The organism is Gemmiger formicilis, from assembly GCF_016900095.1.
In the GTDB taxonomy this organism is placed as follows: domain Bacteria; phylum Bacillota; class Clostridia; order Oscillospirales; family Ruminococcaceae; genus Gemmiger; species Gemmiger formicilis_A.
The window spans coordinates 70,847-94,721 of record NZ_JACJJP010000011.1 but is presented as its reverse complement, the minus strand read 5'-3'; the positions used below and the strand labels follow the sequence as shown (position 1 = coordinate 94,721).

The following is a 23,875-nucleotide window of genomic DNA, read 5'->3' as shown; positions in this document are numbered from 1 at the left end:
GTTCCGAGGTCGCCTGGGGTTCCTGGGAAGAGGCGGAGGGCGTTTCCGAGGAGACGGCGATTTCATCCCCCGACCGCTTGCAGGCCACCAGCATGGTGCAGGCTGCCAGAACGGCCAGCACACAAAGGAGGGTACGTTTCATAGGCTTGATCCTCTTTTCCTGTTTTCTCTTCGTGGCGCTTCGGTACGCCCACGACCCGGTTGCTTTGTAACCGGAATGTCATAGTTCTTATTGTACTTTTTTTTGCCCGTTTTGTAAAGCCGCCCCGGTGAATTTTACAACCCCGCAACCTCTGTTTTGCAAGAAACGGTTGTAGAAATCCGGCGATTCTGCTACAATAGAGCAAAATTCATCCGCAAAGGAGACAGGTACAGTATGTCCATTTTTTCCGCGTTTTTCGGCGGTTACAACCGTCCGGGGCCCGGTGTACGCCCGGATGAGCCGCGCAAAAAGGGTCTGGCCCGCCTGATCGAGATGCTGGGCCGCGATTTCTGGGCTTTCTTCCGGGCCGGTTTTCTGGCGTTCCTGGGTATGATTCCCTTTATATTCGGTATGATCCTGGCCATCACCAGCCACGCCGTGATCTTTGTGCTGGCGGCAGGGCTCATCGGCGGCATGATCGCCGCGCCGGAGCTGTGCGGCATGGCGGACACCGTGCTGCGCAGCCTGCGGGATGAACCCGGTTACTGGTGGACCACCTACCGCCGCGCCTGGAAGCGCAACGCCAAGGCCTGTCTGCTGCCCGGCGCCATCTTCGGGCTGGTCATCGGCATGCAGATCTTCACCCTGTTCCACATGAACAGCCTGCAGAGCACGGTGTTCAGCTGGGCCATCCTGATTGCCGGCATGGTGCTGGTGTTGGGGCTGATTACTTACATCATCCCCCAGATCGCCCTGCTGGACATGTCTTTTGCCGGAATTCTGAAAAACGCCGTGCTGCTGTTCCTGGGGTATCTGCCCCGCAGCATCGGCGCGGTGGCGGTACAGGTGGTGTACTGGGGTGTGTTCCTGCTCTTCTTCCCCGTTTCGCTGTACATTCTGCCCTTCACCAACCTGTGGCTGCCCATGGTGCCCAGCCTGCTGATCATCTACATTCCCATGGAAAAGAGCTTCAATCTGGAAGCCACCATCAAGCAAATGCGGGACGACAAGCTGGAAAAGGAAACCAGCGAGGAATCCTGACAAAAAACGTTCCCACACCGGAATCGCCCTTTGCGGCGGTTCCGGTTTTTCTTTGCTCCGTACAAAAAAGCCAGCCCCGGCCTGTAACGGCCGGGGCTGGCTTTTGGATTGTTCGGTTTTACTTGGCGTACTCGGTGGCGCGGCTTTCGCGGATCACGCTGACCTTGATCTGACCGGGGTAATCCAGCTCGTCCTCGATCTTCCTGGCAATGCTGCGGGCCAGCAGAATGACCTGGTCGTCGCTGATCTTGTCCGGCTGGACCAGAATGCGGACCTCACGGCCGGCCTGGACGGCATAGGAGCTTTCCACGCCCTCAAAGCTGTTGCACAGGCTTTCCAGGGTCTCCAGGCGCTTGATATAGCTTTCCATGTTCTCACGCCGGGCGCCGGGACGGGCCGCGCTGATAGCGTCGGCCGCCATGATGACGAAGGCCAGCGGCGTCTTGGGCTCCACGTCGCCGTGGTGGGCCTCGATGGCATGGATGACAGCGGGATTCTCCCGGTATTTCTTGCAGATGTCTACGCCGATCTGGACGTGGCTGCCCTCGATCTCGTGGTCCAGGGCCTTGCCGATGTCATGCAGCAGACCGGCACGGCGTGCCTGCTGGACGTTCAGGCCCAGTTCGCCCGCCATCAGGCCGGCCAGCCAGGCCACTTCCAGGCTGTGGCTGAGCACGTTCTGGCCGTAGCTGGTGCGGTATTTCAGACGGCCGATGAGCTTGACCAGGTCGGGATGCAGGCTGTGGATGCCCAGATCCATGACCGCCTTTTCGCCTTCCCGCTTCATCTGCAGTTCCAGTTCCCGGCGGCACTTGTCCACCGTCTCCTCGATGCGGGCGGGATGGATACGGCCGTCGGCGATCAGGCGTTCCAGGGCCAGGCGGGCGATCTCGCGCCGGGTCTGGTCGAAGCTGGACAAGGTGATGGCTTCGGGGGTATCGTCGATGATCAGATCGCAGCCGGTGGCGGTTTCCAGGGCGCGGATGTTGCGGCCCTCACGGCCGATGATGCGGCCCTTCATCTCGTCACTGGGCAGCGGCACCACCGAGACGGTGGCTTCGCTGGTGGCATCGGCGGCGCAGCGGGCAATGGCCTGGCCGATCATATCCCGGGCCAGATTGTCGCATTCGTCCTTCATGTTGGCCTGGAAGGCGGCCACACGCATGGCTTTTTCGTGGGTGAGTTCGTCGTCGATCTGCTTGAGCAGCACGGCCCGGGCGTCTTCCTGGGTCATGGCGGCGATGGTTTCCAGCTTTTCGGTCTGGCGCAGCTTGAGCTGTTCCAGCTCATCCAGGCGGGCTTCCACCAGTTCGGCGCGCTTCTTCAGATCTTCTTCCTTGCGCTCCACCGCGGCGGTGCGCTTGTCCAGGGCTTCTTCCTTCTGGTCCATGCGCCGTTCCTGGCGGCTGACCTCGGCGCGGCGATCCTTGATCTCCTTGTCCGCCTCGCTCTTCAGCTTGAAGGCTTCGTCCTTGGCTTCGATGATGGTCTCTTTCCGTTTCTGTTCGGCTGCTTTGATGGCGTCGTTGACAATCCGCTTGGCCTCTTCTTCCGCTGAGCCGAATTTGGCCTCGGCGGTGCGCTTGCGGTAGGTCATGCCTGCATAAAAACAGACGACCCCGCACACGGCGGCGACGACAACGACCACCAACACCGTAAGGATGGTGGGCATTCGTTTCAACTCCTCAAATTTATTCAGAATATGCGTGTAAACCTGAGGGTCGCAGCCAAAGGCGGGGCCTTACTTTATTCGATGCAGTTGTTTGATCAGACGCGGTCAATGCCGACCGCGGGCCGGATGGTACACCAAAACACACCTGCCGCCGGGCGGCGGGGCGGATGGCTCCCGTGGGAAAAAAGTCTTATAAAAACAACGTAAGCACGTTTATTCAAATGCAAACTTGCGTGCATGCTATACCAAATAAAACACAGCGCCCGCCGCAGCGGCGGCCCTTCGGCGCTGCGGTACCGCCCGAATCGTGCGGTCATACTGCATACGCCGTTGTATACTGATTATAGTTTATATTCATTTGAAACGGTTGTCAAGAAATTGTTACGGATTGACAAAGTGGTGCCGCTGGGCTTGACTTTTGAAAACCGCCGCGCTACAATAGCGGTAGCTTCATCCTGATGAATGCGATGATGCGGACAAACGGAAGGGCTGACCCACGTTCCAGAGAGAGCCGCCGCCGTGCAAACGGTGTGCTGCAAGCGGCTTGGCGCAGGGCGCTTTTCTTACCACCGCAGAGCGCGGGGGCGAACCCCCGCCGGGCCAGCCCGTTACAGCTGATACGAGAGGCGGGCTTTTGCCTGCAATTCGGGTGGAACCGTGGAGCATACCGCTTCACCCCGTGTTTGAATGGGGTGAAGCGTTTTTTATTTTATCTGGCGGCCGCGGGCCGCCGCAACTTAGGGAGGTTGCAAGTATGAAAGTCATCTACAATGACGGCACCGTCAAGGAATGCCCGCAGGAAGAAGAACTGCACGTCATCCGTCACACCGCCGCCCACATCATGGCCCAGGCCATCAAGCGCCTGTGGCCCGAAGCGGATTTTGCCTTTGGCCCCGCCACCGAAAACGGCTTCTACTATGACGTGGACCTGGGCGACACCAAGCTCACCGATGAGGACCTGGAAAAGATCGAAAAAGAGATGAAGAAGATCTGCAAGGAAAACCTGCCGATCAAGGCCTTCACTCTGCCCCGGGAAGAGGCTGTCAAGCTGATGCAGGAGCGCGGCGAAAAGTACAAGGTGGAGCACATCGGCGATCTGCCCGACGACGCCACCATCAGCTTCTACCAGCAGGGCGAGTACATCGACATGTGCGTCGGTCCTCACCTGACCTACACCAAGGCCCTGAAAGCCTTCAAGATCACCCAGCAGTCCGGCGCGTACTGGCGCGGCGACAAGAACAACAAGATGCTGACCCGCATCAACGGCATCGCTTTCCGCAACCAGGAGGAGCTGGAAGCCCACCTGAAGCTGCTGGAGGAGGCCGCCCGCCGCGACCACCGCAAGATCGGCAAGGAAATGAACCTGTTCATGTTCTGCGACGAGGGCCCGGGCTTCCCCTTCTTCCTGCCCAACGGTATGGTGCTGAAGAACACCCTGATCGACTATTGGCGTGAGATTCACCGCAAGGCGGGCTACGTGGAGGTTTCCACCCCCCTGATCATGAACCGCCATCTGTGGGAGACCAGCGGCCACTGGGACCATTACAAGGACAACATGTACTCCACCGTCATTGACGGCGAGGACTACTGCATCAAGCCCATGAACTGCCCCGGCGGCGTGCTGGTCTACCGCAGCCAGCCCCACAGCTACCGCGAACTGCCCCTGCGTGTGGGCGAACTGGGCCTGGTGCACCGCCACGAGCTGCGCGGCGCCCTGCACGGCCTGTTCCGTGTGCGCTGCTTCACCCAGGACGATGCCCACATCTTCATGCGCCGCGACCAGATCTCCGACGAGATCGCCAACGTGGTGCACCTGATCAACTCGGTGTACGACAAGTTCGGCTTCAAGTACTTCGTGGAGCTGAGCACCCGTCCCGAGGACTCCATGGGTTCCGACGAGGACTGGGAAGACGCCACCAACGGCCTGAAGAACGCCCTGGAAAAGCTGAACATGCCCTACATCATCAATGAGGGCGACGGCGCCTTCTACGGCCCGAAGATTGACTTCCACCTGGAAGACAGCCTGGGCCGTACCTGGCAGTGCGGCACCATCCAGCTGGACTTCCAGATGCCGCTGAACTTCCATCTGGAGTACGTCAACGAGGCCGGCGAGAAGGAACGTCCCATCATGATCCACCGCGTCTGCTTCGGCTCCATCGAGCGTTTCATCGGCATCCTGACCGAGCATTACGCCGGCAAGTTCCCCACCTGGCTGGCTCCCGTCCAGGTCAAGGTGCTGCCCGTGAGCGAAAAGACCCTGGACTACGCCCGCGGCGTGGCCGAAAAGCTGGAAGACGCCGGTGTGCGCGTTGTTCTGGATGAGAGCAACGAGAAGATCGGCTACAAGATCCGTCAGGCCCAGCAGGTGGACCGCGTGCCCTACATGCTGGTTCTGGGCGCCAAGGAAGCCGAAGCCGGCACCGTCAGCGTCCGTGACCGCAAGGGCGACACCACCACCATGTCCGCCGACGAGTTCCTGAACAGCGTCAAGGAAGAGATCGCCGAGCGCCGCTGATTTTTTCATCATCACACAAAGCCGCTGCCTGCTGCCGCAGGCGGCGGCTTTTTTCTGCACAGGTTTCGGCCAAACGTCAAAAATTCTTCTTGCCTGTGCCCTGCCCAGCCGCTATAATAGAAAAGCGGTGTTTGAAATCGAAGGAGGAATTTTTTTGGAAAATCGTGAGTCCTTTGCCTCGCGCCTCGGGTTTATCCTGATCAGCGCGGGCTGCGCCATCGGCATCGGCAATGTCTGGCGCTTCCCCACCGTCACCGGCCAGAACGGCGGCGGCGTGTTTGTTCTGTTTTATCTGCTGTTCCTCATCTGCATGGGCGTGCCCGTGCTGACCATGGAACTGGCCGTGGGCCGCGCTGGACGCGGCAGCGCCGGCAAGGCGTACAAGGCCCTGGAACCCAAGGGCAGCGTGTGGCACCTGCACGGCTGGGCCTGCCTGTTGGGCTGCCTGGTGCTGATGATGTACTACACCACCGTCAACGGCTGGATGATCAGCTACTTCTTCAAGTTCCTGACCGGCACCTTTGAGAACGCCACGGCCGAAACTTCCGCAGCCACCTTCAACGCCATGCTGGCCAACCCCGGCGAGATGGGCCTGTTCATGGCCGTGACCGTGGTGCTGGGCTTTGTGGTGTGCAGCTTCGGTCTGCGCAACGGCGTGGAGCGCATCGGCAAATGGATGATGGGCGCTCTGCTGGTGCTGATTCTGATTCTGGTGATGCACAGCCTGACCCTGTCCGGCGCCGGGGAAGGCCTGACCTTCTACCTGCTGCCCGACTGGAAGCGCGCCGGGGAGGCCGGCATCCTGAACGTTGCCGTGGCCGCCATGAACCAGTCCTTCTTTACCCTGAGCCTGGGCATCGGCGCCATGGAAATCTTCGGCAGCTACATGACCCGCGACTTCACCCTGCCCGGCGAGGCGGTACGCATCTGCGCCCTGGACACCTTCGTGGCCATCTGCGCCGGCCTGATCATCTTCCCGGCCTGCTTCACCTACGGCGTCAGCCCGGACAGCGGCCCGCAGCTGATCTTCGTGACCCTGCCCAACGTCTTTGCCAGCCTGGCAGGCGGCCGCATCTGGGGGTCCCTGTTCTTCCTGTTCATGACCTTTGCCAGCTTCACCACCGTCATTGCGGTGTTTGAGAACATCATCGCCTGCCTGATGGACCAGTTCGGCCTGGACCGCCGCAAGACCGTCCTCATCGGCGGCGTGGTGGTGCTGGTGGCCAGCATTCCCTGTGTGCTGGGCTACAATCTGTGGAGCTTCATCACCCCCCTGGGCGGCACCAGCACCGTGCTGGACGGCGAGGACTTCCTGGTCAGCAACCTGCTGCTGCCCATCGGCAGCCTGATCTACCTCCTGTTCTGCGTCAGCCGCTGGGGCTGGGGCTTTGACAAGTACCTGGCGGAGACCAACACCGGCAGCGGCATCAAGATGCCCCGCTGGCTCAAGCCTTACTTCCAGTTCGTTCTGCCCATCCTGATCGTGGTGATCCTGCTGGGCGGCCTGTTCTGATCCCTGCAACATCGCAAACAGCCGGTATCCCACCATGGGACACCGGCTGTTTTTTATTCGGTGGGAAAGGCGCTTTCGTCCACCACCCCGGCGCTGGTCTGGGCGGTGTCCTCCTGGGCGGCAGCGGTCTCGGCGTCGGCGGCGGTCTGCTGGGCGGTCGATACCAGACCGGTCACCTCACCCGAAGGCTTTGCCAGCAGATAGGCCCCCACCGGCTGGGTCTTGTAGACCAGCAGCACACAGTAGGTGTCGTTTTCCCCGTCGGACAGTACCGGGCACAGGGCGGTCCATTTTTCCACCGTCTTGCCCTTGTACTTTTCCAGGGTCAGGCCGCTTTCCTCCACCACCTGGTTGAAGGCGGCAAAGCTGTCGTCCCATTGTTTGGGGATCTTCACCTTATCCACCGCCGCGGTGGCCAGGTCCACCTCAAACCCGTAGCCGGTAAAGTAGGTGGCAATGTCCTGGGTGGTCTCGATGACCGTCTGTTCGGATACCCCGGCGGACGCGGTGACACTGTCGTTTGCAAAATGCACGGCGGCGGTGATGGTGCCCGCCAGGCAGACCGCACACAGGGCCAGCGCCCCGGCCTGCCGCAGCCTTGGTTTGGTTACAGTAAACAAAAACATAAGCAGCCCCCTCGCTTGCCTTACAAAACTTTTACTGCAAGGTATGCGGGCGGGCTGCTGTTTATGTCCTATGATTCAGTATTCGGGGTCCGGCGTGTACCACTGGAAGATCAGGGCGTCGTACCGCCCCTGCCGTTGCTGCCAGTCGTGTTCGGGCAGGATGGTCCACTGCACCATCATGGCTCCCATGGCCCGACAGAGGGCCACGGCCCAGTTTTCTTCCTCGGGGCACCAGGCAATGAAATCCGGCCGCCCCAGAAAATTGCCGAAACAGTGGCTGATGAGAAAGGCGTGCACCGGATGGGCGCCTTCCCGCCGGTTGGTGCGGTAGCTGTCCACCAGCTGGCCCCGCAGCACCCCGGGTGCCATGCGGCGGATGCGCCACACCACCCGGGGATCGAAGCTCTCGATACAATAAAGGCCGTCATACCCTTCCAGCGCCTGCAGGGTGGCTTTGCACAGGGCGTCCAGGTAGGGGCCGTCGTATTCCCGGCGGCTCTTGATCTCCACGATCAGCGGCACCCTGCCCTCCACCGTTTCCAGCACCCGGGAGAACAGCGGCGGCGTACAGGCGGTACCCGCCAAAGACAGACCGCCCACCGTGGCAAAGTCATGGTCCCGCACAAAGCCCCTGGCACCGGTCATCCGGTCCAGGGTATCGTCGTGGAAGACCACCAGCTGCCGGTCGGATGTGAACTGCACGTCCAGCTCGATGCCGTACCCGCCCCGCACCGCCGCTTCAAAGGCGGGCAGGCTGTTTTCCGGCACCGACTGGTCCCTGGCAAACAGCCCCCGGTGGGCATAGTTGCGCCCTGCAAAAGGCGCGCAAGTCTCCGGCCGGCGCCGTCCCGGCGCCATCATATACACCACCGCCAGCAACAGGAACAGCAACAGGATCACAACGACCAAAACAACCTTCTCCTTTCTGCCCGGCGCCGGAAAGCCCTGCCCCGGGGCTTTCCTATTGTAGCGCGTTCCCGGCGGTGTTACAAGACAGAATTCCGGTAAATTCGTGAAAAAGATTTTAAGAAAACTTTCACAAATCCCCCACCTATGCGGGTTATTATGGTATTATATGAAAAGAAACGACCTTGGTTTGGAGGGTGTTAGTATGGCTAAAATTCTGGTCGTTGATGATGAACCGCGTATTCGGGACCTGATCCGGGAACACTTACAGCACAGCGGTTATACCTGTGCCGAAGCCGGTGACGGCGCCCAGGCTCTTTCGATTTTGTCCCAGGGCGGCATTGATCTGGTGATTCTGGACATCATGATGCCCTTTATGGACGGCATGACCTGCCTGCGGGAGATGCGCTCCCGCAAGATCAATACCCCGGTGATCATGCTCACCGCCCGCAGCGAGGAATACGACAAGCTGGCCGGACTGGAAGGCGGCGCCGACGACTATGTGGTGAAGCCCTTCTCTCCCCGGGAACTGGTGGCCCGGGTGAAGGCGGTGCTGGCCCGCACCATGCCCGCCCCCGCCGAGGCCGGCGGGGTGTTCACCTTCGGGGACCTGGTCATCGACACCGCCAGCCACAGCGTGAAGGTGGCCGGGCAGGAAGCTCCCCTGACCCCCAAGGAATTCGACCTGCTGGTGTTTCTGGTCAACAACCGGGGCATTGCCCTTTCCCGGGAGAAGATCCTGCAAAAGGTGTGGAACTACGACTATTACGGCGAGGACCGCACCGTGGACACCCACATCAAAATGCTGCGGGGACATCTGGGCCACTGCCGCAGCTACATCGTGACGGTGTGGGGCATCGGCTACAAGTTCGACCCGGATGTGCTGTGAAAGACGGGGATTCCGTATGTGGAAAAAGCTGAAGCCTGCCGCCCGCCCCGAGACCAATGCCGCGCCGCGCCGGGGCCTGGGCGTGCGCGGGCAGCTGATGCTGTTTTTGTTTGCCGTGACCCTGCTGACCCTGGGCCTGGTGTGGACCCTGATCACCTACGCCCTGGAACCCATGTACAACCGCAAGATCCGCACCAATCTGGAAAACAAGGCCGACGCGGTGGTGGCCCTCATCGATGCCAACGACGGGCCGGTTTCCAGCCGAGTGATGGGCAAGCTGCTGCTGGACGATGATTTCTGGCTTTCCTTTCTGGAAAAAGCCATCAGCGGGTCCCTGGACCTGGAAAACTGCTGTGTGGACATCAGTGATTCCACCCTGAGCAACGTCCAGTGCCTGGAAAGCCTGTATCCCTGCGTGCTGCACCAGAGTGAATACTCCTTCGGCGGGCAGATCAGCCTGAAGCAGGACACCCCCGAGGTGGTGCGGCTGCGGGGTCTGGTCTTTACCAAGAAGAGCGTGTACGAGACGGTATCCTCCGGCGGCAACCTGCAGATGGTGGTGGGCAAGCTCACCGCCGACGGCCAGTACGCGGTGCTGGTTTCCACCAGTCTGGCCCAGATCACCACCGCCGCCGACGTGCTGGGCAGCGTGCTGCCCCCGGTGGCCCTGCTGCTGTTCGGGCTGAACGTGCTGGCGGCCATCCTGTTCAGCAAGTGGTTCACCCGCCCGGTGCACCAGCTGGCCGACGGTGCCCGCCGCATGGCCGACGGCAACTACGACGTGCAGGTGGAGGTCAAGCGCCGGGACGAACTGGGTCTGCTGGCCCAGGAATTCAACCATATGGCCCGGGCCGTGCGCCGTTCCGCCGAACTGGAGAAGGAACTGCTGGCCAACGTGAGCCACGACCTGCGCACCCCCCTGACCCTGATCAAGGGGTACGCCGAGACGGTGCGGGACCTGTCCGGCATGGACGAGGAACGCCGCACCGAACAGTGCAACATCATTGTGGATGAGACCGACCGGCTTTCGGCGCTGGTGAACAGCGTGATGGAGCTGAGCAAGGTGCAGAGCGGCGTGGAAAAGCCCAATCTGGTGGATTTTGATATGAGCGGCCTCTGCTTTGAGGTGGCCGGCCTGTACGACGCCGTGTGCGAACAGAACCACTGGACCCTGCAGCTGGAAGCCGACAAGGAATGCATGGTGCGGGCCGATCCCGCCATGATGGAGCGGGTGCTGCACAATCTTCTGGGCAACGCCACCCACCACATCGGCCAGGACGGGTATTTTGCCCTGCGGGCCATCCCGCTGCCTGCCGGCGGCTGCCGCGTTGAGGTGGAGGACCACGGCCCCGGTATTCCCCAGGAGGATCTGCCCTACATCTTCGACCGGTATTACCGCGCCCGCCAGAACGCCGGCAAACCCGGCACCGGGCTGGGCCTTTCCATCACCAAGGCCATCCTGCAGCAGCACGGATTCCCCTTCGGTGTACAGAGCGAGGTGGGCCACGGTTCCACCTTCTGGTTTGAGATGACCGCCCCCGACAAACAGCCGCCGTCCGCCCCCTGACCGGACTGGCCGCATCCGAAAAGGAGGATTAATCCATGGAGGACCCCCGTCATCTGCCCGTTCCCCTGTCCGACAGCTCCCCTGCCGGGCAGTCCGCCCCCGACTGGAAACAGCAGCTGGACCGGCTGGAAGCCAAAGTCGACCGCAACGGCCGGCTGCTGCGGATGTCCGTTGGCCTTCTCATCGCCCTGCTGGCGGTGCTGTGCATCGGGTTCGGGGTTCTGTTCTACCATGGCAGCATCGCTTACCGGAGCCTGCTGCAGGCCTGCGAACAGGTGGACACCCTGGCCGGCACCATCCAGGAAAGTCTGGATTCCATGGAGCCCGGCGAGCTGGACCGGCTGCTGCAGGCTTTGCCGGACATTGCGGAACGCCTGTCCCGGCTGGATGTGGACGCCCTGAACCGGGTCATTGACCAGATGCCTGCCCTGATGCAGTCGGTGCAGGATCTGGAAAGCCAGATCAGCCAGATCACCGGCTGGTTCAGCGGGTTCGGCGGCCTGTTCCGCTGAGGATCTCCCCTGCTCATAAAAACCAAACGCCCGCCCCCCTTGCGGTCTGTACCGCGGGGAGCGGGCGTTTTTATGCTGTTGCGGGGCGAAAATCAGTCTTCGTCGATGATGCGCACCGTCTTCATGCGCACCGGCTTGAGGGGCTTGTCGTTCCAGTCGGTGGGAACCGAGGCGATCTCATCCACCACATCCATGCCGGAGACCACATGGCCGAAGGCCGCGTACTGGCCGTCCAGATGAGGGGCGTCGGCGTGCATGATGAAGAACTGGCTGCCGGCGCTGTTGGGGTTCTGGGCGCGGGCCATGCTGATGACGCCGCGGGTGTGCTTGATGGGGTTGGGCACAAAGTTGGCGGAAAATTCACCCTTGATCTGCCAGCCCGGGCCGCCGGTGCCGTTGCCCAGGGGGCAGCCGCCCTGAATCATGAAGCCGGGGATGATGCGGTGGAAGGTCAGGCCGTCGTAAAAGCCCTTGCGCACCAGCTTTTCAAAGTTTTCGCAGGTGATGGGCGCGGCGCTGGGGTCCAGCTCGATGTCGATGGTCTTGCCGTTTTCCATGGTAATGCGGATCATGTTGTTGTCTCCTTTTCTGTATTGGGTTCCGCCACCGCCGGCATGGTGCTGCGGTCGGTGGGGGTTCCGGTGCTGTAATCCATGCTGCCCAGCAGGCGGCTCAGCTCGTCCCGGGTCAGGTGGCCCATCCAGTATTCCAGGGCCGCGGTCATATACACGGCGCTGCGGCGCTCGGCTTCCCGCAGCAGGGCAAAGGCCCCGCCCTTGCGCTCCTCCCCGGTGGCGGGGTCCACCCACTCGTCGGGCAGGTCCAGGCGCAGGGCCCGGGGGGATACATGCCCCGTGAGGAATCCACGGCCTTTCCAGAAGGTTTCCACCACATAGAACACCGCTTTGCGGAGGCCGTGACGGCTGGTGAACAGCCGCCGCACCCGGTTGAGGTAATAGAAGGCGTCGGCCAGGCATTCCTGAGTCACATCGGCGCCGTACACCTCCAGCAACACAATGTGCAGCAGGGTGGCGATTTCGGCCAGGTCGGTGCCCTGGGGCACCGGGGAGGCATCGTCCGCCGGCACCTGGGAAACGCCGGTGTCCTCGGCATGGAGGGTGGAGTCCAGGGCGATTTCGATATAACCGTGCCCGCCCTTGCCCGCATAGGGCTGGCCGGGCTGGCACATGGCCACCACATAGGGGTGCATCACCGTGTCGGTGGCGTAGTGGCACAGAAAGCCCAGGGCGTATTCCACCTGGGCCCCGGTCTTGACATGGCTGATCAGGCTGCACAAAAACGCCCCGGTGGCTTCCTCGTGCATGCGGTCGCCCAGAGCGGGCAGATCATACCGGCGCTTTGCCTTGCTTTTCCACACCTCAAAGCTGAAAAAGCTGTCCGGGCCGTTGGCCCCGGCCGCAAAGGCCGCCGGGCAATGCAGTTTATAATGGATGGATTCGGCTGCCCGCCGGGCGGTGCGAACATGGGTATAGCCTTCCGGCATAGAGAAATGCCCTCCTGTTCGGATAACATAAACGGGGTATGAGGGCACTGGGCCCACATACCCCATTATTGTACTGCCCGCCGGATGGATTGTCAATGCGGGCAAAATTTCCTTAAATGGAAAGGTTCTTGCCTTTCAGGGTGCGCGGCAGCACCGCAAAGAAGAGCACCGCGCCGATGCCGATGATCAGCAGGATAGACACGATGCCGAAGGGGCTGGACGCCGCGTTGATGGCATCGATCTGCTCGGCGGTGGCGGTTTCGGCAGTCAGGCCCTGCTTCTGAAGCATGCCGTTGGCCACGGCGGCGCTGACCACGCCCACCAGGGCCGGGCCCATGATGGAGCTGAACTTGCCGAAGATATCAAAGAAGCCGAAGAACTCGCCGCTGCGGTCCTTATCCGGAATGAGCTTGCCGAACATGGAGCGGGACAGCGCCTGGATGCCGCCCTGGCTGGTGGCGCACAGAACGGCCAGCACCCAGAACTGCCACAGGTCCCGCATGAAGAAGGCGAAAACACAGATGAACATGTAGACGCACACACCCACGCCCACCATGAACCGGGCGCCGAACCTGGCGCTGAGGCGGATGTACAGCAGGCAGAAAGGCAGGCCCAGCACCTGCACCAGCAGCAGAGCCAGCATCATGCCGGTGGAATCCAGGCCCAGGTTGGTGCCGTAGGTGGTGGCCATGCTGATGACGGTGTGCACACCGTCAATGTAGAAGAAGTAGGCCAGGATGTACACCAGCATGGGCTTGTTGGCGATGATCTCCTTGACGGTGGCGCCCACGCCCCGGATGTTGCGGCCCACGTCCCCCTTCTCATAGGGTTTGCCGGAGGTCTGCCGGCAGTTTTTCAGCAGGGGCAGGCTGAACACCAGCCACCACACGGCGGTGATAGCAAAGATCACGGCCAGGCAGGTGAGCATGGGCACCCCTGCCAGGTTCATGACCAGGAAGATGACCAGCGGGATGGTGGAACCGCCGATGTACCCCAGGCCGTAGCCCATGGTGGACACCCGGTCCATCCGTTCGGGGGTGGTGATGTCGGTGAGGAAGGCGTCGTAGTAGATGGCGGACGCATCAAAGCCGATGACGCTGAGGATGTACAGCGTCAGAATCAGCCCCGCCACACGGCCGGCGGCCGCGGTGGAGGAGGTAAAGTCCATCAGCGGGGTGAAGGACATGAGGGCCACGGCCACCACGCCCAGAATCATAAAGATGGAGAACAGCCGCTTGCGCATGCCGCGGATGTCGCCGAAAACGCCCAGGAAAGGCGCCGCGATGGCCACAATGGCCATGGCGATGCTGGTGGCGTAGCCCCAGGTGGACATGCTGGAAACGCTGTCCGCCGTATAGCTGGCAACGGTGTCAAAGAAGATGGGCAGCAGGGTGACCACAATGACCGAGTGGGCGCTGTTGGCCCAGTCGTACATCATCCAGCTGATCTCCTGCTTGGTATAGCCTTTCAGAAGCCCCATAGGGAATCATGCCTCCAACTTATACAAATTTGTAAACCTTGTATAAGTGTAACATTTTGTCACCCAAAAAACAAGCCGTCCGGCGGCGCAAAACGCCATCGGACGGTGAAATTCCTGTCAAGAACGGGCAAAATCGAAAGCAAGTCTTACGGGGGTGTTTTTCTCCCCCGCGGTAAGCCGGGGGGTCCTGCTCAGGCGGCAGCGGATTCGGCGGTGGCCATGCCCAGGGCGTCCATCTGCTCATCCAGCCACTCCTCGGTGGGAGATTCCCCGAATTTATCCTGATAATCCTCAATCAGGTCCTGGCGGATCATCTCCTGCTGGTAGTTGGCCATATCCTCGTAGCCGGAGAAGGCGTTGCCGTCGTACCAGTAGGACTGATAGACGTTTTCGGCCAGTTCCTGGGCGCCGGCGGTGATCTGCCATTCGGTCTCCAGGTCCAGGGAGTAGGTCACGGTGTCGTCGGGCACGTCGTAGGTGTAGGTGTCGAACCGGTAACTGTTGAAAGGCAGGCCGTCCGCCCGGCAGGCGTCCACCACCTGGCGGGCCATGGCGGCAAATTCCAGGGCGGAGTTGTACCGGCCCTGGTAGACGGTCACGTACAGCTGCGCCCGGTCCCCGGGCTGCACCGTCTCGGCGGCGGGGTCGGTGACGCCGTGGTTGAAATCCAGTACCACACTCACGTCGTAGATGTTATCCCCCAGGGCAGGCACCGACCGCAGGGTGGCTGTGACATCGCTCTGCAGTTCGTCCCCCAGGCGCATTTCGGCCGCATGGGCGGCGGGGCCGTACTCATTCCACAGCTGCAGCAGCACCGAAGAGCCCCCTACCCCGAACAGGATCAGGATGCAGACAAAGATGCTCAGCACATCATATTTGAGTTTGACATTGGGGCGGGCGGCGTAGACAAGCACCTCGATGCCCAGGGCGATGAGAGCCGCCGGCAGCAGGCTGACCACAAACCGCAGGTCCAGGGACGGCATAGCCGCCCGCAGAATCAGCAGCACACCGGCCGCCACCAACAGCAACCCGAAGGTGAAGGTTCCCACCCGGCGGACCTTCCGGGGCGGGTTCGGCGCCGGATTCTGGGCGGGCGGAACGGGCGGTGTGGCGGTTTTCTGCGTTTCCGCGTTGTATTTTTCATCCATCATGATACACCTCGTATTGTATTCAGGGCAACACTGCCCCCGGCGGTCCGGCAAAAGAGCCGGATTGCCCCAAAGGGCAGAGAAAGAACTTACTGCGGCCCGTTGGGGTCGTCGTGGTCCCCGGGATAGGGCGGGATGGCGCTGTCGTCCTGGGAGGGCACCGTGCGGCCCAGCAGTTTGATGCCGAAGTAGATCAGCAGACCGGCCACAATGATGGTGGGCAGCTGACCGATGAGGTTATAGTACAGGTACTCAATGCCCAGGTTGATGAACAGATCGCGGAGCATGGGGGCGATCCAGCTGTCGAACAACACCCACACGCCGCAGGCCACCAGCACCCAGCCGATGATGCGGTTGCCCCGGGGGGTGAAGGCCTTGAACCGGCCCAGGTCGATGCGGTCGCCCCAGATGAAGTCATCGGGTTTGGGGCTGCCGGATACCAGATACCGGATCAGGTCATAGGTGTCGAAGAAGGCATACATCCAGATGATGGGCACGGCCAGCAGCACCGGCGGGATGAGGGCCCCGATGGCGGAAGCCACGCAGAACAGGGTGATGAGGGACAGACCCCGGCGCATATAGCCGTAGTACATCTGCCCGGCACCCGGGATGCAGGCAAAGATAAAAGTCAGAAACGCATTCTTTTTCATGTTCTTCACTCTCCAGTGGCGGCCGCTTGGCCGTGATTTTGCCGGTTATTGTCGGAAAGCTGTGCCCAGCCGCTGAGGGCGGTGTCCTGGATGCTGTCCAGAACCCCCTGCAGCCCTTCGCTGGCGCCGTTGAGGGCCTTGCCCAGCATCTGACTGACGCTGGTGTTCTGCCGGGGTTCGGTTTTTTCCTGGGGGGCGGCAGCGGGGGCGACGCCGAACAGGCCGAACCGCCAAAGGGCCAGGGCCAGGGCGATGGCCGCCGCCACCGATACATAACGGTTGGTCATGATCCGGAAGGTTCGCAGCCGCATCAGGGCCTGCACCTGGGGGATCAGGTCCCGCATGGGGGCGGAAAGCTGGATGGACTCCAGCAGGGCGGTGTACCGGGCCAGACACCGGTCACAGAAGGTCAGGTGCTCGGCGGCTTCCAGCCGGCCCAACTCGTCCAGACGGTCATCCCGCAAAGCTTCCAACCCGCTGGGGGTCAGACAGCCGGCGGTATCAAACAGGTTGTTGTTGTCAAAGTAAGGGGCCATGCTCTCGGTCATGTTACTCCTGCCTCCTTTCATTGATCTGCTTGCGCAGGATGGCTTTGGCGCGGAACAGCTGGTTCTGCACCGTGGCGGGGGGCCGCCCCAGCAGCCGGGCGATGTCCGCCACCGGCCGCTGTTCCAGAAAATACATTGTGGCGACCCTGCCGTAGGGTTCCCGCAGGTTTCGGACCATATCGTCCAGTTCCCGGGCGTCGCTCTTTTGCAGGAACAGGTCCTGGGGGTCGGGGTCGGCGGCGGCCAGGGCGCTGCCCGCCGGGGGTGTGCCCCTGGGTTCGGGCAGGCTTTCGTGGTCCTGGGCCTCCACCCTGCGCGTCCAGGCACTTTTCAGATGGTCCTTGCACTTGTTGGCCGCCACACGCACCAGCCATTGTTTGTAGTAGGCCGGGTCACACCGGTCTATGCTGGTGTAGGCGGAAAGGAAGGTGTCCTGGGTGAGGTCTTCGGCGGTGTGAGGGTCGCGGACAAACTGCAGGCAGACGGTGTAGATCAGCTTCTGATACTGCCGCATCAGCTGGGAAAAATCCTGGTTGTTCATGATGCCGTGCCCCTCACCTCCCTGCTTGAAACGTTTCTATTCTATACTACGAAAAAGGCCCGCGGCATTTTGCAGCGGGCCGGAAAAAATGTGAACTTTTTTACAGATCGATTTCCAGACGGACCGGGCAGTGGTCGCTGCCCATCACGTCGGGCAGAATATCCGCCACTTTGATCTTGTCCGCAATGCGGTTGGAAACCAGGAAATAGTCGATACGCCATCCTGCGTTCCGTTCCCGGGCGCGGAAGCGCATGCTCCACCAGCTGTAAGCCCCGGTGACATCCGGGTGCAGGTAGCGGAAGCTGTCGGTAAAGCCGGCGGCCAGCAGCTCGGTCATCTTGCCCCGCTCCTGGTCGGAGAAGCCCGCCGCTCCCCGGTTGGGGCCGGGGTTCTTCAGGTCGATCTCCTGGTGGGCCACGTTCAGGTCCCCGCAGACAATCACCGGCTTTTTGGCGTCCAGGTCCAGCAGATAGGCGCGCAGGTCATCCTCCCACTCCATGCGGTAGTCGATGCGGGCCAGCTCGTTCTGGGCGTTGGGCACGTACAGGTTGACCAGGTAGAAGTTCTCAAATTCCAGGGTGATGGCCCGGCCTTCGTGGCTGTGGGCCTCCACCCCGATGCCGTTCCAGGCGTTGAGGGGCTGCAGCCGGGTGTAGATCAGGGTTCCGGAATAGCCCTTCTTCTCGGCGCTGTTGATGTATTCGGTGTAGCCTTCGGGGTCGAAATCCGCCTGGCCGGGCTGCATTTTGGTCTCCTGCAGGCAGACGGCGTCGGCATCAAAGTCGGCAAAGGCTTCGGCAAAGCCTTTCTTCAGGCAGGCCCGCAGGCCGTTGACATTCCAGCTGATGAATCTCTTCATAGTTGTGTCCTTTCAAAGTGAATATAGGGCGGCAATCAGGCCGTTTCGGCCGGGGTGCACCGCTTTTTCCAGGCACCGGTGGCAAACCGGGCCACAAAGCAGATCACGCGGAACACCCAGTCCACCACCATGGCAATCCAGACACCCACGGCGCCCATGCCCATCTGCACACACAGAATGTAGGAGAACCCCAGGCGCCAGGCCATCATGGAGAAGATGGAGGTACACATGGTGAATTTCACATCGTTGGCGGCGCGCAGGGCGTTGGGCAGCACAAAGGAGGCCGGCCACAGCAGGATGCCGCTGCCCGCATGAATCATGACCAGCAGCCAGGCCAGCTGGCGGGTTTCGGCGGAAAGGGTGTACAGGCTGAGCAGCTGCGGCAGGAAGAGGAGCACCAGGGCGTTGGTGGCACCCTGGGCGATGTAGTCCCACAGCATGAGTTTTTTGGTGAAGTAGCTGGCCTGCTGCAGGTCCCGGGCGCCCACGCAGCGGCCCACCACCGTGATCATGGCAAGGCCCATGGCCTGGCCCACAATGCAGCCGATGCTGTCCAGGTTGTTGGCCACCGCGTTGGCGGAGATGTGCACCGTGCCGAACACGCTGATCATACTGACCACCAGCACCCGGCCCAGCTGGAACAGGCTGTTTTCCATGGCGGAGGGAATGCCGATGTACAGGATGTTGCGGGCCATGGCGGGCTGCAGATGGCGCACGCCGTCCCAGGTGACCCGGGCGGGGTTGTCGTGGTGGGCGGCGGCCAGATACAGGATGATGGCGGCACCCAGGGTGCGGGAAACCAGGGTGGGGACCGCCACGCCGGCCGTGCCCATCTTGAGCACATAGACGCACAGGGCGTTGCCGCCGATGTTGATCAGGTTCATGAAGACACTGACCTTCATGGAGATGGCGCTGTTGCCGGTGGAGCGGAAAATGGCCGCGCCGGCGTTGTACAGGGCCAGGAACGGGTAGGACAGCCCGGTGATGGTGAAATAGATCAGGGCTTCGTGCATGACGCTGTCGTCAATGCTGCCGAAGAACAGCCGCAGCATGGGAGCCCGCAGCAGCAGGCAGAAAGCCGCCACCGCCACGCCCAGCAGGGCGCTGAGGGTGACCAGCTGCCCGGCGCTGCGGGAGGCTTCTTCCGGCTTGCGGGCGCCCAGGAACTGGCTGGTGACCACGGCGCCGCCGGTGGCCAGCGCCGCAAAAATGTTGATGATCAGGTTGTTGATCATATCCACCAGCGAAACGCCGGAGATGGCGGCTTCGCCCACGCTGGAAACCATGACCGTGTCCGACATGCCCACCAGGATGGCCAGGGCCTGTTCAATGATCAGCGGCCACAGAAGCCGCACCAGCTGATGGTTGGTGAACAACCGTTCTTTTTGTTGCATGAATCTTCCTCTTTTCCTCTATACCGTTCCCCAGTATACCACAAACCGGGACAAAACAAAAGGCACCCGCCGCAGGATGTGCGGCGGGTAAACCAGGATTTTTTATTCGTAGCGCAGCGCTTCGATGGGGTCCAGTTTGGCGGCCTTGTTGGCAGGATAGTACCCGAAAAAGACGCCGATGGCCATGCTGAAGCCCACCGCAATGCAGATGGCAGGCAGGCTGGGTTTGGCCGCAAAGCCGATGAGGCTGCTGAGCCACGCCCCCAGGGAGATGCCCAGCGCCACCCCGATGACGCCGCCGATGACGCACAGGACGATGGATTCGGTGATGAACTGCAGCCGGATGGCGGAGCTGGGTGCCCCCAGGGCCTTGCGGGTGCCGATCTCCCGGGTGCGCTCGGTGACCGAAACGGTCATGATGTTCATGACCCCGATACCGCCCACCAGCAGCGAGATGGCTGCAATGGCCGAGATGCCCAGGGAGATGGTGTCCAGCATTTCGGTCATGGATTCCACCAGGCTGGAAATGCTGGAGGCACTGGCCGTCCAGGTATCGTTGCGGGTATAGTAGCTGGCAAAGTAGTCCCCCACCACATCCACGAAGGAAGTCACGTCCACCCCGGTGGCGGTGACCACCGTCAGGCTCTGGTAGCCCTCGTCGGCGCCGGTGAGGGCGCGGGCAGTTTCCAGCGGCAGGTAGATGGTGGTGGTGATGGAATCGTCATCCTGTTCCCCGAACATGCTGGCGTACTCGTTTTCCACATACTCGTACACCCCGGCCACATAGAAGGCACAGGGGCTGCCGTTCACCGTGAGCACCACCCGGGTACCCAACGCCCCGGCGTTGGTGGTGCCGATGGCCTGTTCCACGAATTTTTCCGATACCACGCAGAGATACTTGCCCTCGTCGGCGTCGGTGAGCCACCGCCCGGCCAGGATGGGGGTGTCGGATTCCAGGGCTTGCAGGGTTTCGGGGGAAGCACCGGTCAAAGTGGCGCTGATGGTGGTGTCCGGGTCGCCGTATTTGTGGATGGTGGCGGTGCCCGCCTCCCGGGTCAGCTCCACCCGGTCGATCTTGTCCGCAAAGGTGGATTCAAACTCGGCAATCATCTGGTTGGAGATCAGATCGTCCCCGCTGGGGCTGCTGTCCATGAACCGGCGCAGGGTCACCCCCGCCGAAGTGCCGCTGGTGTCGTCGCTGCTCTTCTGGGTCAGGCTCACCGTGATGTTGCCCACCCCCATGCCGGACATGCTGTCGGTGACGGTGCCGGTCAGGCTGCCGCCCACCGTCTCGATGGCGATGACCGCCGCAATGCCGATGATGATGCCCAGCATGGTCAGCAGGCTGCGCATCTTGTTGCTTTTCAGGCTGGTGACGGCCATGCTGATGTTTTCCAGAAGATTAGAAAGGCCCATGGTCCGCCCCTCCCTTCTGCTCGTCCACAATGCGGCCGTCCTTCAGGGTCAGCACCCGCTCGCATTCCCGGGCCAGAGCCGGGTTGTGGGTGATGAGAACGATGGTCTTGTGGTAGCGGCGGTGCATTTCGTGAAACAGGTCCATGACCACCCGGCTGGTCTCGCTGTCCAGGGCGCCGGTGGGTTCGTCTGCCAGAATCAGGGCCGGGTCGTTGACCATGGCCCGGGCAATGGCCACCCGCTGTTTCTGCCCACCGGAAAGTTCGTTGGGCTGGTGGCGCATGCGGTCGCCCATGCCCACCCGCATCAGCCATTCCTTGGCACGGCGGGCGCGCTCGCCGCCGGGGACCCCTGCGTACAGCATGGGCAGCTCCACATTTTTCAGGGCGCTCTGCCGCCCGATGAGGTTGTAGGTCTGGAACACAAACCCGATTTTCTGGTTGCGGATGGCCGCCAGTTCGTTGTCCCGGGCTTCGTGGATGTTCACGCCGTCCAGAATATAGCTGCCCCGGGTGGGTTTGTCCAGCACCCCGATGATGTTCATCAGGGTGGATTTGCCCGAACCGGATTCGCCCACAATGGCCACGAACTCCCCCGGCCAGACTTTCAGGTCGATGCCGTGCAGGATTTCCAGCTCATTGGGCTGGCCAATGTAGTAGCTTTTCCGGATGCCCCGCATCTCGATGAGGGGACGACGGGGCGCGGCTGGGGTTTGCAGGCGGCGGGCAACGGCTTCGGCGAACTGTTTGCTGTCAGCCATGCTCACATCCCCCCTGCTGCGCCGGCACCGCCGGGAGCACCGCCCCCTGCGGGCGCCTGACCGCCGTCACGGCCGCCCATGTCGGCGGGAGCATCCCCGGCAGGGGCCTGGCCGCCGGCAGGGGTGCTGCCGTTCATGGCCTGCATCATCTGTTCCATGGGGTCGGTGGTGGTCACGATGCCCTGGGTCAGGTCGGCGCTGGAACGGATCACGTCCCCTTCCTGCAGATCATCCCCGGAAATGGTGGTGTAATAGTCGTTGGAATCGCCGGTGGTGACGGTGACCTGCTCAAAGGTCATGTCCACACCCTCGCCGCCGGTCTTGCGCAGCACGTAGCTGCTGCCGTCCTCGGCGGTGCCCACCGCGTCGATAGGCACCACATACACGTCGCTGACCTGGCTCTTGATGATCTCCACCTGGGCCTGGATGCCGATGAGCAGGTCGGCGGCCTCCCCGGTGACCCGCACCTTGGCGCCGAAGGCCCCCTGGTCGTTGGCCACGGGGTCGATCTGGCTCAGGGTGCCGTCGATCTCGGTGTCGCCGGTGGCGTCGGAGGTGATCAGGCAGGACATGCCGGTCTCCAGGCCGGGCACATCATCCGCCGGGATGGTCACCTCCACCACCAGGGCGTCGGTGTCCTGGATGGTGGCTACGGTGCCCGCGCACACCGACCCCACCGTGGCATCCAGGGCGGTGATGGTACCGGACATGGTGGCGGTCAGGGTGCAGTCCGCCAGGGTATCCTGCAGGGTTTCCAGATTATCCGGCACCCGCTTGGCCTGGTCCAGCTTGGTCTTGGCATCCTCCACCGCCTGGGCCTTCGTCTTGATGGTGGAGTAGTTCTTCTCGTTGTCGTAGGAATCGTGGGCGCTCTTGACCTGCTGCTGGGCACTTTCCACCTGGGATTCGGCAGTTTCCACCTTTGTAACGGCGTCATTGTAAGTACTTTCGGCAGAGGTCTTGGCCTTTTCCGCCGCGCTCACAGCCTCCTCAATGGCCGAATAGCCGTACAGTCCCCGGGCGGTGATGGAGCAGCTGTTCTGGGCGTTGGTCAGGTCCTGCTGGGCCGTGCTGGCAGCCGTTTGGGCGTTGGTGTAGGCGGTCTGGGCATCAGCCTGGGCCTGGGTCTTTTCGGTCACCTGGGTGTTGGCCAGGTCCAGGTTGGCCTTGTTCTGGTCGCTGGGGTCGGTGTTGTAGGCAGCCTGGGCCACCGCCTGGTCGGCCTGGGCCTGGGACAGGGCGTTGTTGGCGTCGTTCAGGGCGGACAGAGCCGTATTCAAGGCGTCTGAGGCGTTCTGGTAGGCAGCGGTGTAGCTGTCGATCTGGGCCTTGACGCTCTCAAAATCCGCCGCCAGGGCGTTGTAGTCGTTGACCGCCGCGTCGTAGGTGTTCTTGGCGGCGTCCCGGCTGGCGGTGGCATCGTCCAGGGTCTGCTGGGCATCGGCATATGCCTCGTCGGCCTGGTCGATCTTAGCCTGCAGGTCGATGAGGTTGTTGTCGTGCTGGACCAGGGCAGTGTTGTAGTCGTCCAGAGCCCGGTCATAGCTGGTCTGGGCCGACTGCAGGGTATCGTTGTAGCTCTGCTGGGCGTCCTCGATCTGTTTTTGCAGGTCGGTGGTGTCCAGGGTGGCAATGATGTCCCCTTCCTGCACCGTGTCGCCCACCTCGGCTTCCACCGTGGCCACCTTGTAGGTCTTGACACTGTCCGAGACGGTGACGTCCGCTTCGTCACCGGAGACCACCGTGCCGCTGACCGTGACCGAATCGTTCAGGCTGCCTTTCTGCAGGGTGGTGGTGCGGATGTACTGGTATTCGGCATCTGCGGAAGCCGGCACCGCCCGCATCCGCCAGGCGATGAAGCCCGCCACAGCCAAAACCACCACGGCGGCGATGACCAGCTTTTTGTGGCGGCCCAGCCCGCCCAGCAGGCGAATGAGCAACGGGCGTTTGAGGATGACGGTTTTCTCCTCGTCATAGGCGACATTCTCAGTTTCCTCCGCGCCCGGACCGGGGGCGGCGTCCGGCTGCCGGGTGGGTTCGGGGTCCTGTACCTCCACAGCCTGGTCTTTTTTGAACGGGTTGAACATGGGGGGTTCCTGCCTCTCTGCAAATGCAATGAATTTGGAAATTTCTGGCTCGCGGTCGGTTTCAGTGTACCGGAAAAATGTGTTGAAAGGATGCAACGAATGTGA

Annotated in this window: 21 protein-coding genes; 6 read left to right on the top strand and 15 right to left on the bottom strand. The window is 61.9% G+C overall.

The window, feature by feature from the left end; all coding sequences use genetic code 11:
- The first annotated feature begins 376 nt into the window (after positions 1-376).
- Positions 377-1,183, top strand: coding sequence for a hypothetical protein (locus tag H6B15_RS07205; protein WP_204647321.1), 807 nt, complete (start codon positions 377-379; stop codon positions 1,181-1,183).
- A gap of 118 nt (positions 1,184-1,301) precedes the next feature.
- Here the strand turns inward: H6B15_RS07205 and rny are convergent, their stop codons facing one another.
- The gene (gene rny, locus H6B15_RS07200) at positions 1,302-2,855 is read right to left on the bottom strand and encodes a ribonuclease Y (protein WP_204647320.1); all 1,554 of its coding nucleotides are present in this window, start codon (positions 2,853-2,855) and stop codon (positions 1,302-1,304) included.
- A gap of 754 nt (positions 2,856-3,609) precedes the next feature.
- On the opposite strand from rny, the gene thrS reads away from it, so the two are divergent.
- Together thrS and H6B15_RS07190 are read left to right on the top strand one after the other, a co-directional pair.
- Positions 3,610-5,370 (top strand): threonine--tRNA ligase, encoded by a 1,761-nt coding sequence (gene thrS / locus H6B15_RS07195; protein WP_204647319.1) that lies wholly within the window; start codon positions 3,610-3,612, stop codon positions 5,368-5,370.
- Between the two features lie 154 nt (positions 5,371-5,524).
- Complete coding sequence (locus H6B15_RS07190; RefSeq protein WP_204647318.1) at positions 5,525-6,883, top strand: sodium-dependent transporter; 1,359 nt, start codon at positions 5,525-5,527, stop codon at positions 6,881-6,883.
- Positions 6,884-6,936: 53 nt separating this feature from the next.
- On the opposite strand, the gene H6B15_RS07185 is transcribed toward H6B15_RS07190, so the two are convergent.
- Both H6B15_RS07185 and H6B15_RS07180 read right to left on the bottom strand, forming a co-directional pair.
- Complete coding sequence (locus H6B15_RS07185) at positions 6,937-7,509, bottom strand: DUF4830 domain-containing protein (RefSeq protein WP_204647317.1); 573 nt, start codon at positions 7,507-7,509, stop codon at positions 6,937-6,939.
- Between the two features lie 75 nt (positions 7,510-7,584).
- Positions 7,585-8,409, bottom strand: a complete 825-nt coding sequence (locus tag H6B15_RS07180) for a glycerophosphodiester phosphodiesterase family protein (RefSeq protein WP_345941956.1) — start codon at positions 8,407-8,409, stop codon at positions 7,585-7,587.
- A 211-nt stretch (positions 8,410-8,620) separates the two neighbouring features.
- Here H6B15_RS07180 and H6B15_RS07175 point away from each other — a divergent pair, with 211 nt between their 5' ends.
- From H6B15_RS07175 to H6B15_RS07165, 3 genes are read left to right on the top strand one after another with little or no spacing between them, the layout of a single operon-like run.
- Complete coding sequence (locus tag H6B15_RS07175; RefSeq protein WP_204647315.1) at positions 8,621-9,304, top strand: response regulator transcription factor; 684 nt, start codon at positions 8,621-8,623, stop codon at positions 9,302-9,304.
- A gap of 16 nt (positions 9,305-9,320) precedes the next feature.
- Positions 9,321-10,871, top strand: a complete 1,551-nt coding sequence (locus H6B15_RS07170; protein WP_204647314.1) for a sensor histidine kinase — start codon at positions 9,321-9,323, stop codon at positions 10,869-10,871.
- Between the two features lie 35 nt (positions 10,872-10,906).
- Positions 10,907-11,383 (top strand): hypothetical protein, encoded by a 477-nt coding sequence (locus H6B15_RS07165; protein WP_204647313.1) that lies wholly within the window; start codon positions 10,907-10,909, stop codon positions 11,381-11,383.
- A gap of 92 nt (positions 11,384-11,475) precedes the next feature.
- Here H6B15_RS07165 and H6B15_RS07160 read toward each other — a convergent pair whose 3' ends face one another.
- The 12 genes from H6B15_RS07160 to H6B15_RS07105 form a co-directional block, all read right to left on the bottom strand.
- On the bottom strand, positions 11,476-11,955 hold the full coding sequence (locus tag H6B15_RS07160) for a peptidylprolyl isomerase (RefSeq protein ID WP_204647312.1): 480 nt from the start codon (positions 11,953-11,955) through the stop codon (positions 11,476-11,478).
- On the bottom strand, positions 11,952-12,887 hold the full coding sequence (locus tag H6B15_RS07155; protein ID WP_204647311.1) for a zinc dependent phospholipase C family protein: 936 nt from the start codon (positions 12,885-12,887) through the stop codon (positions 11,952-11,954). Before H6B15_RS07155 ends, H6B15_RS07160 begins: the two co-directional genes overlap by 4 nt.
- Before the next feature lie 112 nt (positions 12,888-12,999).
- Positions 13,000-14,367 (bottom strand): MFS transporter, encoded by a 1,368-nt coding sequence (locus H6B15_RS07150; RefSeq protein ID WP_204647310.1) that lies wholly within the window; start codon positions 14,365-14,367, stop codon positions 13,000-13,002.
- A 191-nt stretch (positions 14,368-14,558) separates the two neighbouring features.
- On the bottom strand, positions 14,559-15,518 hold the full coding sequence (locus tag H6B15_RS07145; RefSeq protein ID WP_204647309.1) for a hypothetical protein: 960 nt from the start codon (positions 15,516-15,518) through the stop codon (positions 14,559-14,561).
- An 86-nt stretch (positions 15,519-15,604) separates the two neighbouring features.
- Positions 15,605-16,165 carry a hypothetical protein gene (locus H6B15_RS07140; protein ID WP_204647308.1) on the bottom strand — a complete coding sequence of 187 codons (561 nt, stop codon included), beginning with the start codon at positions 16,163-16,165 and terminating at the stop codon, positions 15,605-15,607.
- A gap of 5 nt (positions 16,166-16,170) precedes the next feature.
- Positions 16,171-16,713, bottom strand: coding sequence for a hypothetical protein (locus H6B15_RS07135; protein ID WP_204647307.1), 543 nt, complete (start codon positions 16,711-16,713; stop codon positions 16,171-16,173).
- Between the two features lies 1 nt (position 16,714).
- Positions 16,715-17,254: an RNA polymerase sigma factor gene (locus tag H6B15_RS07130; RefSeq protein WP_204647306.1), complete on the bottom strand. Its 540-nt coding sequence runs from the start codon at positions 17,252-17,254 to the stop codon at positions 16,715-16,717.
- 100 nt (positions 17,255-17,354) lie between these two features.
- Positions 17,355-18,113: an exodeoxyribonuclease III gene (locus tag H6B15_RS07125; RefSeq protein ID WP_204647305.1), complete on the bottom strand. Its 759-nt coding sequence runs from the start codon at positions 18,111-18,113 to the stop codon at positions 17,355-17,357.
- A 35-nt stretch (positions 18,114-18,148) separates the two neighbouring features.
- A complete protein-coding gene (locus H6B15_RS07120) occupies positions 18,149-19,507 on the bottom strand; it encodes an MATE family efflux transporter (protein WP_204647304.1) in 1,359 nt (452 codons plus the stop codon).
- Positions 19,508-19,609: 102 nt separating this feature from the next.
- A complete protein-coding gene (locus H6B15_RS07115) occupies positions 19,610-20,923 on the bottom strand; it encodes an ABC transporter permease (protein WP_204647303.1) in 1,314 nt (437 codons plus the stop codon).
- A complete protein-coding gene (locus tag H6B15_RS07110) occupies positions 20,910-21,602 on the bottom strand; it encodes an ABC transporter ATP-binding protein (protein WP_243424321.1) in 693 nt (230 codons plus the stop codon). Before H6B15_RS07110 ends, H6B15_RS07115 begins: the two co-directional genes overlap by 14 nt.
- Positions 21,603-21,685: 83 nt before the next feature.
- On the bottom strand, positions 21,686-23,770 hold the full coding sequence (locus H6B15_RS07105) for an HlyD family efflux transporter periplasmic adaptor subunit (RefSeq protein WP_204647301.1): 2,085 nt from the start codon (positions 23,768-23,770) through the stop codon (positions 21,686-21,688).
- Between the last annotated feature and the right edge of the window lie 105 nt (positions 23,771-23,875).

Excerpts from the sequence above, each read along its gene's own strand:
- H6B15_RS07120 (WP_204647304.1), bottom strand. The coding sequence starts at position 19,507 with ATGCAACAAAAAGAACGGTTGTTCACCAACCATCAGCTGGTGCGGCTT.
- H6B15_RS07170 (WP_204647314.1), top strand. The coding sequence starts at position 9,321 with ATGTGGAAAAAGCTGAAGCCTGCCGCCCGCCCCGAGACCAATGCCGCG.
- H6B15_RS07140 (WP_204647308.1), bottom strand. The coding sequence starts at position 16,165 with ATGAAAAAGAATGCGTTTCTGACTTTTATCTTTGCCTGCATCCCGGGT.
- H6B15_RS07145 (WP_204647309.1), bottom strand. The coding sequence starts at position 15,518 with ATGATGGATGAAAAATACAACGCGGAAACGCAGAAAACCGCCACACCG.
- H6B15_RS07185 (WP_204647317.1), bottom strand. The coding sequence starts at position 7,509 with ATGTTTTTGTTTACTGTAACCAAACCAAGGCTGCGGCAGGCCGGGGCG.
- H6B15_RS07135 (WP_204647307.1), bottom strand. The coding sequence starts at position 16,713 with ATGACCGAGAGCATGGCCCCTTACTTTGACAACAACAACCTGTTTGAT.
- H6B15_RS07110 (WP_243424321.1), bottom strand. The coding sequence starts at position 21,602 with ATGCGGGGCATCCGGAAAAGCTACTACATTGGCCAGCCCAATGAGCTG.
- H6B15_RS07130 (WP_204647306.1), bottom strand. The coding sequence starts at position 17,254 with ATGAACAACCAGGATTTTTCCCAGCTGATGCGGCAGTATCAGAAGCTG.
- H6B15_RS07125 (WP_204647305.1), bottom strand. The coding sequence starts at position 18,113 with ATGAAGAGATTCATCAGCTGGAATGTCAACGGCCTGCGGGCCTGCCTG.
- H6B15_RS07150 (WP_204647310.1), bottom strand. The coding sequence starts at position 14,367 with ATGGGGCTTCTGAAAGGCTATACCAAGCAGGAGATCAGCTGGATGATG.
- H6B15_RS07205 (WP_204647321.1), top strand. The coding sequence starts at position 377 with ATGTCCATTTTTTCCGCGTTTTTCGGCGGTTACAACCGTCCGGGGCCC.
- thrS (WP_204647319.1), top strand. The coding sequence starts at position 3,610 with ATGAAAGTCATCTACAATGACGGCACCGTCAAGGAATGCCCGCAGGAA.
- H6B15_RS07115 (WP_204647303.1), bottom strand. The coding sequence starts at position 20,923 with ATGGGCCTTTCTAATCTTCTGGAAAACATCAGCATGGCCGTCACCAGC.
- H6B15_RS07105 (WP_204647301.1), bottom strand. The coding sequence starts at position 23,770 with ATGTTCAACCCGTTCAAAAAAGACCAGGCTGTGGAGGTACAGGACCCC.
- H6B15_RS07175 (WP_204647315.1), top strand. The coding sequence starts at position 8,621 with ATGGCTAAAATTCTGGTCGTTGATGATGAACCGCGTATTCGGGACCTG.
- H6B15_RS07160 (WP_204647312.1), bottom strand. The coding sequence starts at position 11,955 with ATGATCCGCATTACCATGGAAAACGGCAAGACCATCGACATCGAGCTG.
- H6B15_RS07165 (WP_204647313.1), top strand. The coding sequence starts at position 10,907 with ATGGAGGACCCCCGTCATCTGCCCGTTCCCCTGTCCGACAGCTCCCCT.
- rny (WP_204647320.1), bottom strand. The coding sequence starts at position 2,855 with ATGCCCACCATCCTTACGGTGTTGGTGGTCGTTGTCGTCGCCGCCGTG.
- H6B15_RS07155 (WP_204647311.1), bottom strand. The coding sequence starts at position 12,887 with ATGCCGGAAGGCTATACCCATGTTCGCACCGCCCGGCGGGCAGCCGAA.